This window comes from Paracoccus sp. MKU1 (assembly GCF_001447385.1).
In the GTDB taxonomy this organism is placed as follows: domain Bacteria; phylum Pseudomonadota; class Alphaproteobacteria; order Rhodobacterales; family Rhodobacteraceae; genus Paracoccus.
In genome coordinates this window covers 20,459-35,409 of sequence record NZ_LLWQ01000206.1, presented here as the reverse complement: position 1 = coordinate 35,409, position 14,951 = coordinate 20,459, and the positions used below count along the sequence as shown (strand labels likewise).

The 14,951-nt window shown below is 62.7% G+C and carries 13 protein-coding genes; all 13 read right to left on the bottom strand.

The window, feature by feature from the left end:
- The 13 genes from AQY21_RS20345 to AQY21_RS20285 all read right to left on the bottom strand — a co-directional run bounded on the left by AQY21_RS20345 (position 1) and on the right by AQY21_RS20285 (position 14,881).
- Complete coding sequence (locus AQY21_RS20345) at positions 1-819, bottom strand: ParB N-terminal domain-containing protein (RefSeq protein ID WP_058099416.1); 819 nt, start codon at positions 817-819, stop codon at positions 1-3.
- A gap of 126 nt (positions 820-945) precedes the next feature.
- Positions 946-1,368 carry a hypothetical protein gene (locus AQY21_RS20340; RefSeq protein WP_058099415.1) on the bottom strand — a complete coding sequence of 141 codons (423 nt, stop codon included), beginning with the start codon at positions 1,366-1,368 and terminating at the stop codon, positions 946-948.
- 97 nt (positions 1,369-1,465) lie between these two features.
- A complete protein-coding gene (locus AQY21_RS20335) occupies positions 1,466-2,596 on the bottom strand; it encodes a hypothetical protein (protein ID WP_152988294.1) in 1,131 nt (376 codons plus the stop codon).
- Between the two features lie 75 nt (positions 2,597-2,671).
- On the bottom strand, positions 2,672-3,901 hold the full coding sequence (locus AQY21_RS20330) for a hypothetical protein (protein WP_058099413.1): 1,230 nt from the start codon (positions 3,899-3,901) through the stop codon (positions 2,672-2,674).
- 58 nt (positions 3,902-3,959) lie between these two features.
- Complete coding sequence (locus tag AQY21_RS20325) at positions 3,960-6,269, bottom strand: ribonucleoside-diphosphate reductase (RefSeq protein ID WP_152988293.1); 2,310 nt, start codon at positions 6,267-6,269, stop codon at positions 3,960-3,962.
- Positions 6,270-6,781: 512 nt separating this feature from the next.
- A complete protein-coding gene (locus AQY21_RS20320) occupies positions 6,782-8,074 on the bottom strand; it encodes a hypothetical protein (RefSeq protein WP_058099411.1) in 1,293 nt (430 codons plus the stop codon).
- A gap of 90 nt (positions 8,075-8,164) precedes the next feature.
- Complete coding sequence (locus AQY21_RS20315) at positions 8,165-8,770, bottom strand: hypothetical protein (protein ID WP_058099410.1); 606 nt, start codon at positions 8,768-8,770, stop codon at positions 8,165-8,167.
- A gap of 2 nt (positions 8,771-8,772) precedes the next feature.
- Positions 8,773-9,627: a hypothetical protein gene (locus AQY21_RS20310; RefSeq protein WP_058099409.1), complete on the bottom strand. Its 855-nt coding sequence runs from the start codon at positions 9,625-9,627 to the stop codon at positions 8,773-8,775.
- Between the two features lie 178 nt (positions 9,628-9,805).
- Entirely contained in the window at positions 9,806-10,174 is a 369-nt protein-coding gene (locus AQY21_RS20305) for a hypothetical protein (RefSeq protein WP_058099408.1), read from the bottom strand.
- Positions 10,171-11,250 carry a hypothetical protein gene (locus tag AQY21_RS20300; protein ID WP_058099407.1) on the bottom strand — a complete coding sequence of 360 codons (1,080 nt, stop codon included), beginning with the start codon at positions 11,248-11,250 and terminating at the stop codon, positions 10,171-10,173. The genes AQY21_RS20305 and AQY21_RS20300 overlap by 4 nt, the downstream gene beginning before the upstream one ends.
- A gap of 117 nt (positions 11,251-11,367) precedes the next feature.
- Positions 11,368-11,793: a hypothetical protein gene (locus AQY21_RS20295; protein WP_058099406.1), complete on the bottom strand. Its 426-nt coding sequence runs from the start codon at positions 11,791-11,793 to the stop codon at positions 11,368-11,370.
- A gap of 3 nt (positions 11,794-11,796) precedes the next feature.
- Complete coding sequence (locus AQY21_RS20290; protein ID WP_058099405.1) at positions 11,797-12,393, bottom strand: AlpA family transcriptional regulator; 597 nt, start codon at positions 12,391-12,393, stop codon at positions 11,797-11,799.
- Positions 12,394-12,400: 7 nt separating this feature from the next.
- Positions 12,401-14,881 (bottom strand): Hint domain-containing homing endonuclease, encoded by a 2,481-nt coding sequence (locus AQY21_RS20285; protein ID WP_058099404.1) that lies wholly within the window; start codon positions 14,879-14,881, stop codon positions 12,401-12,403.
- Positions 14,882-14,951 lie beyond the last annotated feature (70 nt).

Below are 14,951 nucleotides of genomic sequence, written 5' to 3'. Positions count from 1 at the left end.
TCACTCCACCGAGACCTGCTCCTCGGGGACAGGCGCAGCGTCACCGAACGCCTCCTCGGTCTCGGGCGCGGTCTCCCCGGCCCGGACGCTGGCATCCCGGCGGCGCTTGGCGTCCAGCAGACCCATGGCCTCGGCCACGCGCTCGATGACGGCGGTCGGGTCATAGTTGGCATCGCGCATCATTCCGGTGAGCCAGTTCGTGTAATCGTCCTTCAGCACGAAGAACGCCAGATCACCGAAGACCACCCGCACGGAGCCGTTGCCTGTCTCGCGGATCGACTGGGTGCGCCCCGTGCTCTCGCCTTCGACATAGGTGCCGTAGGTGTTCTCCGCGCCCGGCGCGCTGGCGGCATCGCCCGCTGCCGTGGTCAGGCAGTCGGCAGCCACGACCGAGGTCAGGCAATCCACCTCTTCCTGCGACCAGCCGAAGGACTGAAAATCCACGCCGGTCTCATGCAGGTATCCGATCTCCTGCGCCAACAGGTTGAAATCCCACGTCGCCAGTTCCGAGGTCTTGTTGTCGATCAGGCGGAAGGCGCGAAGCTGATCGTCGGTCAGGTGCGAGGCGAGGATGACCGGGATGGCCCGCCAGTAGCTCGCGTTCTCGGGGTCTTCGTCCACCAGTTCCTTGATGGCCTGATGCCGGGTGTGGCCCGTCACGATCACGTTTTCGGCGTCGATGACCACCGGAACGAGGAAACCGAACTGGCGGATCGACTCCTTCACCGCAGCGACAGCCGGTTCGTTCTGACGCGGGTTGAATTCGTAGGGGATCAGGTCGTCCACGTCGCGGACGGAGTGTTCGATTTGCGGGCGCATGTTCGTCTCCGGGAATGGGGTTGGAGACAAATCTAGCGGATGGAATTTCCGATGTCCACACTTGTAGGCGTTGCAACGGGTTGCACCGGGAATATTTCCGGCGGCCCGTTGCAACCCGTTGCACGGTTACTGGAACGCGCAGGCGACGCCGCCGATCACCGGCAGGGGCAGGCCGTAATAGGCTTGGGCCTTCTTGGTGATCCACAGCAGAGAGCGGGCCTTCGTGTCGCGCACCAGCATTCCACTGTCGAGGAACCATTTGTGGACGTTCGGGCCAACGGCTTCCAGAACCTCATCGTCGGTGACCGCCCTGACGTTCTTCAGCAAGAACAAGCAATCCTCGCGGGTGACCGGGCGATCCTTGGTCGGCTGGCGCACGGCACGGCCCGCCTTGTCCACAACATAGGTGATCTCGTTGCGAACGAAGCTCTCTCCCGACTTCAGAACCCCATCCTCGAAGCGGCGAACCTGCTCGATGGCCTTGACGGCAGCGCGAGCGGCGCGGCGCGAGGCAGCAGCGAGGCGGGCAGCGGTTTTCTTGGTAGCCATGGCAGGGGTCTCCTTTGGGGTGCTTATCTCTCTGACAAGACCTTTATGCCATTGCCTAGTTTCTTTGTCAACCGGATATTTGCAACCCGTTGCACCTTTATGCGCAACACCGGCAGCCAGCCCCGTGACCCTGATCGGACAGCGCCGAGGTGAAATGCACGGCAGGCTCAAATGACCGGATCATCACCGCATAGATCGGCTCCCCTGCCCCGTTTTCCCGCGTCGCCACCTCGAAGACGTTGGCATGATCCAGCGCCGCCAGCAGCGCGCTTTCATCATGCCCCTCTGGCGCGATGAACTCGATCCGGTTCAGCGGCTGATTCCAGCGGTGCAGAGAGGCGGTCTCATGGTCCTGCCAGCGGTTCGAGACCGCCTGTCCCTCGATACCCCGAATGATGGTGATCCGGCCAACGGCCTCGACCACCGGGTCCAGCACCTCGGAGAACATGCGCGCCGTCTTGATCTGCCGGGACGGGCGTGTGGACGGAATGTTCTTCATCCGGTTCACGATGCCGACCGGAGACTTGATGAAATCGACCAGAGTGAAATATCGCCCGGTCCTGATGTGCTGGACGCGCAGGCTCCGCTGGGTATGAAACACGGGTTCGCCCTCCACCCGCCGCCATCCCGGCTGGGCATCTATCCCCCGGAACGCCGTCCATTGCTTCCCGCTACGGGACAGGGTCTGGAATTCTGGCTTCACGATGCCTTGCCCGCCAAGGTCGGCGTTGAACTCGGGATAGCGCCGGTTGTTGTAGACCTTGAAGCGCGGGCCTGCCGCCCGGTCGGCGATGCACATGAATTCGGTCCCCGCGTAGCCGATCAGCCGGTCGAATACCAGTTGCGTCTGGCGCACATCATTCAGCATCTCGACTGGGGCACGCCCCTCCGGGCGCGACGCACCGGGCCTGACCCAGTCATGGAAGACGGCGTCCACCGCCGCCCCGTGCGCAGGCAGGAAGCAATGCGGCGAGGGCGAGCTTTCGGTGCAGGGGCTGAACCCAGCGGCGATGGTGGAAGGGCCGAACAGCGTGGTCAGCCGCTCCATCAGGTTCGAGGCGAGATGCCGCGCCTCTTCAAGTCTGCCGCCCTGCATGATGCTGGACAGGTCTTGCGCTTCGACCGCGCCGCCCTGATAGGGCCAATGGGCGTCAAACATGAAATCCAGCAGCATGAAGTGCCGGGACAAGCGGATCGTTTCGAGGGCGTGAACTGTAAATTCGGGCATCTGCTCGTTGAAACCTTGCTAAGTCTTTGTTTAGACAGAATAACGCAATCAGATAGCAAGGTCAAGATTTTTCGTTCAGAGACCGAATTCTGTCCGAACCCGCCGCAAGGTGCTCCGGATGCCGTCCTTGCCGAGCGGGCCTGCATCGCCTTGCGCCTTGGCGGCCTGATAGAAACCGGAACCCGAGTTGAACGCGACCTTGGCAGAGACATCCCACGGTCGCAGGCCCTCGGGCAGGTAGCGGTTCAATGCCTTCTCGAAAAACACCTTGCGACCATGGTAGGGCGGAACCAGCCGTCGCGGCAGGCTCATGGTATAGCCCAGCACCTCGGGGTGGAAAAACGGCACGCGCCAGCGGAAGCCGGGCATCCGGAAGTTCCCATTCACCTGTTCGAGATAGGGGATGACGCCGGTCGAGATGGCCGCACGGGCAGCCTGCCATGTCTGATCAGTCCGCTCGGCCTCGGCCACCTTGTTGTAGATGCCGACCGCGCCCATCTTGTTGCCGATGAAGCTGTCCGCCCGGAAGCCGAGATAGATCGTGTGTCGGCCAAGATCGGCGCAGCGCCGCTGCATCAGCCAACAAGACATCGCCATATGGATGTTGTCCGCGCACCCGACATCCCCGACCACACGCAACGCTTCAAGCATGAGCCGAGCCTGATCCTCCTCGGCGACGGGAAGCTGCATGAACTCGAATGGAACGCCCAGATGATTGCTGACCGCGCGTGCCCAGCGAGGATCGAAGTTGTCGCGGGTCAGACCACAGGACATTGCCAGAACGTCCGCACCGATCTCCTTCAAAGCGACGAGCGCCATAAGGCTGTCGGTGCCGCCGGACGCTGCCACGGTGACCGGCCCTCCGCCATGGTCACGGTGCATCTCGTAGGTGGCGTTCAGGAACCGATCCCACCATTCGTCAAGGGCATCATCTTCACCAATGTCGGAACGGATGTCCGGAAGCGGGAAGGGTTCGCGCTGGATGTCGTAGGCATTGCCGTCGAAGGTCACGGTCTCTCCCGAGTCCAGAGACGAAATTCCGCCGCGCACGCCCATGGTCTTCAATGTTCGGCGCAGGTGCATCTTGCTTTCGGAAAAGAACAGGGTGCGCCCGCAGTTGCCGTAATAGAGCGAGACCGTGCCCGGATGCGAATGCCGCAGGGTGATCTCTTTCCCGGTCGCGGTGACGTCCGCCCCAAGCCGGGGCATAACCCCCGGCGTGCTTGCCAGCCAGTGCCGCCGCAGGGTGAACGGCTTTCCTCCCGGTGCCCAATCGCCGATCAGCACATCGTTCAAGTAGTCCATCGTGGTCTCCTCGGAAATGGCAAGGGGCGGTTTCCCGCCCCTGCAACTGGTTGCATGATCAGAGGTCTTGCTTTGCCTTACCGTCGAAAACGATAGGACAGGCCCCGGTGGAACAGTCGAGGTGTTCCAGACCGACATCCTCGGACGCCGACGCCTCATCCCGGCGAATGGCTGCGAGGATCGCCTGATATTCCGCCACCGAAACCTGCTCCTCTGGCAGGTATTCGTAGCTCGCCCCGTTCTCCTGCGGCATCACGGAGACGCAGCGAACATAGGGCTGGTTGCAGCGGATGACATCGCAGAAGGTATCGAAGTCGGTGTCATCAGGGCGAAACTTCATCGTGTAGCTGATCTGGTTGCCGAAGGCGTAGCCACGGATGTCGAGGAAGGTATCGAGGCTGCCTTCACAGGACAGATATTCGCCGACGCTGCCGCCCTCCATCAGGAAGAATTCGCCCAGTTTCAGCCAGCGGAACTGTTCCTGCATCGTAGCCTCGCCCGCCGTCACCAGCTTGTCGCCGATGCCCATGGAGACAATAGCCGGTTCGGTCGGGAAGCCGACGATCCAGTGGTCGCGGTAGGATTTCAGTTCCCGCACGGGATAGCCCATGGCGCGGTATTCCTCGATCATGGGGCTGTTCTTGTGATACTGGACCCAGCGCAGATAATGGCGCAGCGCGGGCAGGTGCCAGCCTTCGGACAGGCCGAACAGTTTCGAGACCGAACCCGACGGCTTTACCGTGGTGACAGTGTGCGGCGCGGTGACACCCAGAACCCCGGAATAGCTGTCGGCCTCGGACAGAACCGCACGGCTAAGTTCGCCCGACCATTCCCAGAATGCGGCGGCCCGGACGCGGGGGTTGACGTTGTCCCGCGCATCGACAGCATTGACGAATGCCTCGAAGTCCGGATTGACCAGATCGCTGAAACCGACACGGAAGAATTTCCAAGCCGCTTCATGGATACCCGTGACGCCCACGCCGATCCGGTTCGTGCGCCGAACCTCGGCGTTGTAAAGGCTATCCAGCAGGTTCACACGGATCAGGGCGCGCGTCGCGATCCGCGCCACCTCAATGGCGTGCTCTGGGCTGTCGCAATGCACCGGCACCACGTCGGCGATGACGCAGAACCCCCCGAGGATCGACAGGGCGATCTCGCCGCAGGGGTTCACGATGTAGTGGTAGGGCATAGCCTCGAAGCATTCGAGAAGCGTGTCCAGATAGAAGCGCGTCCTGTCGTCAATCTGGTAGCGCAGCGATCCGAGGAACGCTCCGTTCCGATACGCCTCGCGGTCGAACCCTTCGTCATTCGAGGTCAGGCGGTCCACGTTGATGAAGCCCGGCTCCCCGGTGCCGTCGCTGTAGCCGCAGGCCATGACCCTGTCATAGACGGCCTTTGCCTTCACGGTCAGCGGGTCGTCGCTTTCCGGCCCGTTCACCCGATCCCAGAAGTCTTCATCCACGGTAACAGAGTTGTTCGAGGACCAGAGGAAAGACAGCGGCTTCGGCAGGCCCTTGGCCGTGAGATCGGCGAGATAGGATTCAACCTCCTCGCGGCTCTTGCCCAGAAGCTCGACCGGACGCTTGACTTCCACAAATTCCAGAATGTCGGCATCCTGCCACCATTTGGTAGACATCCGGGCCGAACGGCGCGCGCCACCGACAAGGACAGGCTCCGCGAGGAAATGGTCGATGTAGAGGGTGGCCCGCCACGGGGCCATGCCAGACCCGCGCACCTTGGCGATCTTCTCGATGGCGTCCATCAGCGGTGCCGGGCCGGAAGACGGGCGGCCCTGCATCCCCATGATCGGTGCGCCTTGCGGGCGGACGTCGGAGAAGTCGATGACCAAGGTGGTGACAGCCTCTTCATCGTCCAAGACGTTCAAGGCAGCGGCCACCTCGATCTTTTCGATGGCCTTTCCCCAGCCTTCGCGGCTGTCGGCCACGCGATGCCAGACTACGCCGGGCGCGTCGGCATAGAGGTGTTGGGCGTCCCGGCGCGACATGTGCCGTCCCCATTGGAAGTCGGGATGGTCCGCGTCCAGAACGGCCACGACGTTCGGCATGTCATTGGCCCAGTCCACGGCCATCATCTGATCCGAATAATCGCGACCCACGCCAGACCCGTTCAGCAGAAGCTGGAACAGCGCGAAGCTGGTCGCGGCGGTCGAGCAGTTGGTGAACACCTCCATCGGACGGTTGCTCTGGTTCTGGTCGCCTTGCTGAAGGTGTCGGCCCGACATCAGCAGCGCGCCCTCGGCGATAGCGTCGGCCATGGCCCGGTGCTCCGGGATGGCGCTGGTGAGATAGAGTTCCGGGCGCTCGCGCTTCAGGATCGACACGTTGCCGATGGCGACCCGATGCGCCACGTCGGCCCATGTCTCCCAGCGGGTTTCAGGCTCTTCCGCCGCGACCGGGTGATCGGTGCTGACGTCAACCGCGAAGTCGGAGTTCAGGGCCGCGACATACCATTTCTGGAACAGAGGATCGGTCGGGTTCAGCAGGACGCGGCAACCACCCAGTTTGGTGCGCTGTTCGTCGGTGAAAACCCGGCGCAGATAGGTCCGCTCTGCCACGCCCTGACCCATGGTCGGATGCAGCGGGCGCGAGGTTTGCGGCGGGATGAAGTTCCCGGCTTCGGGACAGGCGTGGACGTTCATAGGGTGCTCCAAGATGCTCGGGGCTATAGATTGTAGCCGCCGGATTTGACCGCACCACATAAGCAAATGTAGCCGCTTCGATCAACCAGATTTGGTTGCAACGGGTTGCACCATGGGCAAGCCACCAGACATGGAAATGCCCGCCCGGTCGGGGAACCGGGCGGGCGCTGCCGGGGCGAGGGCGGCAGGTCAGGAGGTCTGCACCCCCTGCCCCGCCAGCATCAGGCGGACTGGGCCTCGGCGCTCTCGGCGCTGGCTTCATCCGTGTTCAGCGCGGCCAGAACGGCGTCCTTGCCGAAGCGACCGATGCCCAGAGCAATGAAGGTGTCGAGGTCCAGATCGGTGCTGTTGCCCGCGTTCATCCAGTCGCCGCACATATGCAGGAAGGCGCGGTTGACGTCGTCTTCGCCGATCAGGGTCTTGGCGTGTTCCAGCGCCAGATTGACCGTCTCGGCCTCGGTCTCGACCACCCGGAAGCTGAAGGTGGTGGTCTTCACGGTCTCGGCCCGCGTCGCCACCTCGTAGTTTTCCTTGATGTGGTTGATCAGTTGTTCGCGGGTGTTCGAGGCGGCGTATTCCAGCAGCCCGTCGATGTCGGCTTCCAGCCGGGCGGCGTCGATCCGAGCGAGTTCCTTGGCCTTCGACCAGCCGATCTGCGCCAGACGGCTTTCATCGAAGCCGATCTTCCGGAAGGTGACATAGATGTCGATCAGGTAGCGGGCCTTGCGATAGGCGATGCCGACGGTCTGCTGGCAGAACTCCTCGAAGCCCTTCTTGCCCTCATAGCCGTGACGCTTGTAGATGCCGGTTTCGTCAATGTGCGCCAGCACGCCGCCCAGCATGTAGTAGGTCCGCTCGATGCTTTCGTTCAACTGGATGGCGGCATCGACCGCATCCTGCTCGGCGAGGATATTCCGGACGCTTTCGCTGTCCGTCATGGTCCGCATCAGCGTCGCGGTCGGCTCGGCGCTGCCGGTCTGGGCGGCGGGTTCCTGCGCCGGGGTCTCGGCGACCGGCTCGGCAGCCCCCTGCTCGGGCGCGGTGGCCGCCTCTTCGGGGGCGGCATCGGCCTGCGGGACTTCGGCGCTCGCGCTGCTGATCCAGTCCTTCAGGAACGCGCGCTTGTCGGCGACCTTCATCTTGTTCCAGCCGTCCGGCGTTTCGACGCCGTTGCGCGAGGCCCAGTCGTCCAGTTCCGCGCCCTTCATGCCCTCGACAACGGCGGTCGGATCATCGGTGATGTCGTCCCCCGCGTCTTCGGTCTCGGGAAGCACCTCGATCTCCTGTTCCCAGACCTGATCCGCCATCGGCGTGTCGCCGTCGGCCATGGCATTGCCTTCCATGTTGAGGCGGGTGCCGTCCTCGGCGATGGCGACCACGACAAAGTTGCCGTTGTCGTCAACCTTGGTGATTTCCAGAAGCTGTCCGGACTTCAGGATCGGCTCGAAGCCCTCTTCGAGTTGGGCGTAGTCTTTGAACGTGGCCCTGCGGCCAACCAGCGAGTTCTGCGTCATTTCATGTCTCCTGACAGTTGTGGGTGTCCCCGTAAGTATCTTTTACCGTAGCTTGGTTTCTTTGTCAAACGCTTTTGCAACGGGTTGCAATTATTTTCTTGCGCCTGACAACAGGGCAGCGCCTTTCAAGGCATTGACCTGATATTTATGGATTTCTCCCCCGTATGCTCCCCAATAGGCGGCCCCGAACATCGCCAGTCCGCAGGCGTCTGCCTCGTCTTCACCTGCGTATTCTACACTATACTGCTTGTAAAGAGCCAACGGCATCCCGGTCTTGGGCGTGTTGCCCTTCCCGGACAAAAACATCTTCAGCGAGTTGGGCGGGACTTCCAGCACCGCGACACCGAGGTCGATCAACGTGAGGCGCATCGTGCCGCCCGCCTCGCCCGTGGCGTAGGCCCGATTGCCCTTGGACCCCATGGAATACCCCTCGATAACCGCGTGCCGGATACCCAGCCCCGTCACCAGATCGGTGATCTCGGCACGATGATGGGCCAGCCGGGCGACGCCGGTCTTGCTGGTCTCGAACTTCCATGCCGCGATCCGGCAGCCGTGAGCGACCGCGTAGCCTGCCTTGGCGACGGAGCCGTCGATTCCGAGAATGGGAAAGGAGACCGGCTTAGGCATCGCCTGCCCCCGCGAAAGCAGGGCGTTCAGACGGTCGGTTTCGCGGGGCGGTCGGGTGCGGACTTCCATGGCTAGCCTCGAATGCTGAAACAGAGGTGGGCCACCGGGCAGGATTTGGCCGTCTTGCAGGTGGCGTCTTGGCATTTCGTGCGCTCTGGGTGGCTGCGCGCCGCGTTGTGGCGGGCGATTTCGAGTGCCGTGGCATAGCAGGTGTCCACCATGTTCCTCGCCTGTGCGGTGTCGGCCCGCACCCGGAATTCCTTATAGACCGGCTTTCGGGAATTTCCACCGCCCCAGCGGAACTGCTTGCGACCGTAGAGGATGACGACATGGTCATGCACGGCATAGCCCGAGCGGCGATACATCTCTCGATACATCAGCGCCTGATTGCAATGGTCGGGGAGCGGCGCGGTGAGCGCATCGAATTGCTCCGGCGTCATGGACTTGATCTCGGCCACCAGAACCTTGTTGTCCGGGATCAGGGACAGGTCGCAGGAGCCGGTGATCCTGTGCTCGTGGTCCATGAGCACGATTTCGCCATATTGATCCAGCGCGTGACCGCAGGTATGGCAGCGGTTGTCGAACGCGGGACGAAAGCCGCGATGCGCAGCCTTGCCGCAACGGCATTTCCAGTTCCCATAGACCACCGACCCGTCGGTCGATCCGATCACCGCCTCCCGGATATGCGCCTCGGTCGCCCGACCCTGCGCCCACATGAGCCTATGGCCGCCGGTGACTGCCTCTGTGGCGACGTAGTCGCTCTGGGAGATCAGCGTGGCGCGTCTGGTGCAGATCAGCCCGATCAGGCTGGATACGTGCATATAGCCGTTCGTTCCGCCCTCGCGCGACCGTTCTGGGCGCTGATCCCATTTGTCCACGATGTCCATGATACCGCCATCGCGCAGCAGCGGGTGCTGGGTCTGCATCGGGCGGATCGTCGTCGGGGCGCTAATCGTGCTGATGGGCGCTGGCGGCGCGACGGCTGGGGACGGTGGCGCGGTCAAAGGCTGCGGCGACTGGATCGTCGGTGCAACGGGTTGCACGCCCAGTTGCCGATTGCGCGCCTGCGCCGATGCGTTCGCCAACCCCCTCAACAATGCCATGTCATTTCCCCTGCTGCACCATCCGGATCAGGTCATCCAGAACCCATGTCGGCACGACATAGACCCGCCGCGCCCCACCCTCGATCTCGATCTCCATGGCCGGGAACTCCCCTGCCATGACGGCCTGCTGCTCGATCTTGTCCAGCATCTCGCCGGTGACGCTGAAGGACTTGTGTTTGGTGGTCTTGGCTTCAACCCGGAGCAATCCCTTGACCCTCACGTCGCCCTTCTCGAAAGCACCCGCTCCGCTGGCCTTGGTGATGCGGCCACCCAGTCGGGCCGCCGCCTCCTTTTCCTGCTCGCGCGACCGGCGGTGCGATGCCGAAGTCATGGACCCGCCGCCAAGTCGCTTGGGCACGATGACCGTCATGCCAGATATTCCTCTTGCAGACCGCAGGCCACCCGGTAGTCCCGGATCAGCCCGTCCCGGAAATGGGCATAGAAGTCCAGATCGGAATAGAAATAATCGGCGATGTCCTGAAGGCGCGAGAACTTCTCATCCAGCCCCTGAACCCGCCATGACGATCCGCCGCCGGTGATCTTTCCCGTGGTTCGCGCCCAGTTGATCACCGGGCGGGCATCGTCCACGAAGCCCGGGCCGAGCGGGTTGGTCGGGTTGCGCACCATGACGAATTCGCCTTCCCGAATGCCGGTGCCGATCTTGTTCTTGGCGATCTTGAAGGCGTGCTCGTTGTAGTCCACCGTCTGGATGCCGTTGGCGGTCTTGCCCATGACCTCCTTGTTCTTCATCTCGATCTTGACCGCCGCCGCAAAATGCTGGGCCTCGCCGCCGGGCAGCGTGCGCGGATCGCCGAACATGGTTCCGATCTTCATGCGATATTGGTTGATCCAGAGGATGGCCGGGCGATGGCCGCGCTTTCGCTCGCCGAGAAGGTCGGCCTGAAGCACCCGGCAGAAGCGCGAGATCAGCCGCCCCTGCTCGCCGACTGTCAGGTCTTCCATGGACTTGTCCAGTTCCTTCATCGGAACCAGAGCCGCAAGGCTGTCCACCACGATCACCGAAACCTCTTCGGCCTTCACCATGGCCCGGGCCAGATCAAGGGCTTGTTCGCCGCTCTCCGGCTGCACCAGCGCCATGCGCGAGTTGTCCACGCCATGTTTGCGGCCCCATTCCGGTTGATATGTGCCCTCGGCGTCGATGAACACGGCGGCCTTGTCGGCATATTTACGCTGCGCCTGACCGATCACCCGCCCGCAAAGCGTGGTCTTGCCGCTACCCGCCCAGCCATAAACGAGGCTGATCACCCCCTCGGGGATGCCTCCGAACAAGCCCATGTCGAGGCTGAAGATGTCGGTCGGAATGTGCTTGAAGCGCGGGCGCAGTTCCGCTGACCGGATCACGTTCGGGCCATGCACCTTGGCGGCCTGCTTCAGCACCTCCCCAAGCTCCCCCCGCGACAGGAAATCGTCTTCCGGCTGGGGCAAAGCCGGATCATGCGGGATGACGGCTTCATCTGTTGGCAAGGTCGGGGGCGGGGAACCCCGGCGTCTGACTTGCTCGTTCATTCGTTCACCTGACAGGATTGGGTTTTGTTCTTGGCTTCAGTTCATGGTGCCGGTGGACGGCACGTCCACAGAGGCGGGCGGAACCCCCGTGGCAATTTCCAGTTCGCGGCGCAGCATCACATCAACCTGCTCTGACAACATCAGGTAGACGCGCTCGACCTCGCTGGTCTCCGGCAGGCAGGGCATCTCGATAGAGACCTCCACCCGGGCCGAATTGTAGTCACCGAGGTTCTGGGTGACGGAGCCGCCGACGCGGACGCGGGCGGGCTGGGGATGGAAGACCGGAACCCGGACCTCCTCCATGTGCTGGTGTTCTTGGCCGTAGTAGTTTGTCCGCTGGGTCGTGACGTAACCCACGGCACCGACCTTGGACGGCTGCGTCGGCGCGCTCTCCGGAGCCGAGGGCGCGTCCAGATCGACAGCCCTCGGCGCACGGTTCCTGACAGGCGGCGACATGGTCATGGCTTATTCCCCCAGCTTGACCCCGATGGATGCCCGGGCCTCGGCGACAGCCATGGCTACCATCTCGCGCTCCCGATCATGGTCGGTGCGGAAATAGACCACGTTCGAGAGGTGCGGACCCAGCGCATTGATCGCGGCGATCACCTCTTCCGAGGAATAGACCCCGACCGTCTGCGGCACCTTCACACCCTTCTTGTTCTTGTAATCCCGGGTGATGAACGTATCGGTCGCGGTGAGCACCGTGTCCGGGAACCGCCCGTCTTTGATCCAGTGGTAGAACAGCTTGGTCGAACGACCGAAAATCTCGGCGACCTCGGCCTTGGTCATACACCAGCGTTCGACCACGCGGCCATCCGGGAAGGTGACAGGGCGGACCTTGCCGAAATCATCAATCCGAGACAGGTTCTGCCTCGGGTCGAACGGTTCGGTCTTGCCCTTGACGCGATAGGTGCTGCGGCTGTTCAGGCGAGCTTTCTTGCGATACTCGGGGTCTTCCGCGTATCGCTGCCGACGGCGCTTGTTGCGCTCTGCCCACCATTCCGGATCATCCCGGGCGTTCTTCAGGTCCGGCAGTTCCGGGTGCTTGTTGTCGGTGCTCATCCTGTCCTCACACTCTTCCATTATCCACTATGCGACACCCTGTCGCTCGATAGTCCTTGACGCGCTTTATGAACATGCTCTGCGAAAAAGCGCACTCCTCATCCAAGATCGTGATCCAGTAGGGCGTCGGTTTTCCTTCCATGGGCCGCCGGATACGACCGATCACCTGCGTTGCGGCACTCTGGGGCAAGACGTCGATGCCGCAATCCAGCCGGGGCACGTCGATCCCTTCCTTGAAGACCCCGTAGGTCGCAAAGATGATCCGACTCTCTGCCTTGATCCTGTCGTATTCCGTCTTCTGCACCTTCATGGATCGAACCGTCCTGCGGCGCGGCCCTTCATGCGTCATCACGGTCTGTCGGACATTCTGCTGACCTGTGAACTGGCCCATATCCGTCACCGGAATCCCTGCACGAATGCACGCCTCCATCAAGTCCTGAAGGTGGTCGATGAACTTGCCGATCACCAGAATATTGCGCCCTATGCGCCAGTTCCGCAAGATCAGGTCCACGATCATCCGGTTGCGATCCGGGTCTTGAGACAGGCATTTCGCCCGCGACTGGGGATGCTTGCCGTAAAGCTCGCGCCGGGTCCGGTATCGCTTCACATAGACCGTGCATTCCAGCGCCGGGGCTTTCGACACCACCCGGACAGGCCCGACATGCCAGTAGACCACGCGGTCGCCACCGTCGGCACGATCCGGCGTCGCGGACAGGGCCAGTTGATACTGGGCCGGGAAGAGCGAGGCGCACCGCGACAGCACGGCTGACCCGACCCGATGGCATTCGTCGTAGACCACAAGCCCGACCGAGCGGAAGAATTCAGGCGGATAGCTGTTGCGCATGGACAAGGAGTGCATCATCCCGACGATGACGTCCTTGCCCTCGAACTGGCAGGTCGGCCCCTGCACCCGTCCAATGCGCTCCTCGGGCAGGCCCAGCTTGTCCCTGATCTCTTCCAGCCATTGGTCCATGAGCCGTTCCAGCGGAACGAGGATCGTAGTCCGGCGCAGAAGCTGCTGTGACAGCCAGAGAGCGCACACGGTCTTGCCGGTGTTGTGATGCGCGGTGAAATCGGCGGTCAGATAGAGATGGTCACCTGACAGGGCGAAACCGTAGAAATCCCCCTCTCCGACCGCCTCCACGGTGAAGCCCGACACCAGCGGGTTCTTCTTTTGGGCGGCAGGGGCGGGGCGCTTGCGATCCAGCAGGACCGGCATATCCGCGAAGTCGCCAGACAGCATGATCCGTTGATAGACGTCGCCATTCACGGCCTTGTCCGAGATGGTTGCGCGCAAGCCAAGGGACCGGGCGAGGAAAATGATGTCCCGCGCCAACCGCTCGCGCTTCTGGACGATCTCGATCCCGTTCCCGGTCAGGTGCCCGTCACTATCAACCAACCCGGCAAGAACAGCCCAGCGAACGTCCCGACTGCCGGTCAGGTAGCGATGCGGGATGTGTTTGTTTTGGACCAGCCCCAGTCCCTTCAGGCGGGAAAGGATGGCCCCGGACCCGTGTCGGCTGCCGCGCGCATGGACGTTCACGGCCCGGTTGTTCGCCATAGCTTCGACCCGCGTATCCTCGCCCATTTCGGCGTGATAGGCCGCAACGTAGGACTGAATTTCCGCGTCCGCCGTCGTGATGGCCGAGTGCCGGGACGCCCCGTCGCCCAGCCACAATCCGAGAAAATAGGGGTCCAGAGAAAGCGCACCGCGAGGTGCCGGGAAGTCCACGGCAAGGCGACGCAGCTTGTGCAGGTGCTTTCGGCGGGGTGCCCATGCCAGCCATTCCTTAACGGACACGTTGACGATCTCTCCTGCTCGGGTCAGGTCGGTCGCCACGGTGCGCGTGCGGGTCAGAGACAGGATGTGGTCTTCGTTGACAACGAACGGCGCTCCCCCGCGCAGAGGGGCGACCCGATACATCATCTGCCGACCCTTGACGGTGCGCAGGACAGTGCGTGGCTTGCTGTCCGGTCCCATGACGAGGTCTCCGAACCGGATGTCTTCCACCCGCTTGACCGTTCCGTCATACATCAGGATTTCCGTCCCTGCGGCGTGACATCCGGTATCCGCCTTGGCAACGAAGCTCTCATGCTGGTTCGCAGCCTGAAGCAGGCTCTGCATGAACGCGGCTTGCTGGGCCGGGTCTTTCACCCGGGGATGGTTAGGGTCGGGAAGACGAGGCGCGCGCTCGATCTCGACCCCTGACGTCCGCCGGTCGTCAATCTGAAGCCACGGGTATCGGGACAGGCCATAGGCTTTTGGCACCCCGAGATAGCCGCGCGACGGCAAATCGCGATAAAGGCGGATCGGCGGGTCTTCCGGCTCTGCGAACTTGGGGACGAAGGTCAGGCGCTTTTTCTCGCCGTCCAGAGCCTCCCGCGATCCGATGGCCGCATAGGGGACATAAAACCATCCATGCAGAATTGCCGGGGGCATACGCTGAACCCCCGGCCCCCCCACATTGATCTGTCCCTGATGCGTCATACCTGCAACCCGTTGCAAAATTGGAGGGGGTTCCTGCTTTCAGCCACCCCTAAGCCGTCATGCCCTTCTG

What these genes read in the sequence shown, in the direction of transcription:
- AQY21_RS20310 (WP_058099409.1), bottom strand. Translation starts at nt 9,627, where the DNA reads ATGCAGACCCAGCACCCGCTGCTGCGCGATGGCGGTATCATGGACATC.
- AQY21_RS20340 (WP_058099415.1), bottom strand. Translation starts at nt 1,368, where the DNA reads ATGGCTACCAAGAAAACCGCTGCCCGCCTCGCTGCTGCCTCGCGCCGC.
- AQY21_RS20290 (WP_058099405.1), bottom strand. Translation starts at nt 12,393, where the DNA reads ATGAGCACCGACAACAAGCACCCGGAACTGCCGGACCTGAAGAACGCC.
- AQY21_RS20285 (WP_058099404.1), bottom strand. Translation starts at nt 14,881, where the DNA reads ATGACGCATCAGGGACAGATCAATGTGGGGGGGCCGGGGGTTCAGCGT.
- AQY21_RS20305 (WP_058099408.1), bottom strand. Translation starts at nt 10,174, where the DNA reads ATGACGGTCATCGTGCCCAAGCGACTTGGCGGCGGGTCCATGACTTCG.
- AQY21_RS20295 (WP_058099406.1), bottom strand. Translation starts at nt 11,793, where the DNA reads ATGACCATGTCGCCGCCTGTCAGGAACCGTGCGCCGAGGGCTGTCGAT.
- AQY21_RS20330 (WP_058099413.1), bottom strand. Translation starts at nt 3,901, where the DNA reads ATGGACTACTTGAACGATGTGCTGATCGGCGATTGGGCACCGGGAGGA.
- AQY21_RS20345 (WP_058099416.1), bottom strand. Translation starts at nt 819, where the DNA reads ATGCGCCCGCAAATCGAACACTCCGTCCGCGACGTGGACGACCTGATC.
- AQY21_RS20320 (WP_058099411.1), bottom strand. Translation starts at nt 8,074, where the DNA reads ATGACGCAGAACTCGCTGGTTGGCCGCAGGGCCACGTTCAAAGACTAC.
- AQY21_RS20315 (WP_058099410.1), bottom strand. Translation starts at nt 8,770, where the DNA reads ATGGAAGTCCGCACCCGACCGCCCCGCGAAACCGACCGTCTGAACGCC.
- AQY21_RS20335 (WP_152988294.1), bottom strand. Translation starts at nt 2,596, where the DNA reads ATGCCCGAATTTACAGTTCACGCCCTCGAAACGATCCGCTTGTCCCGG.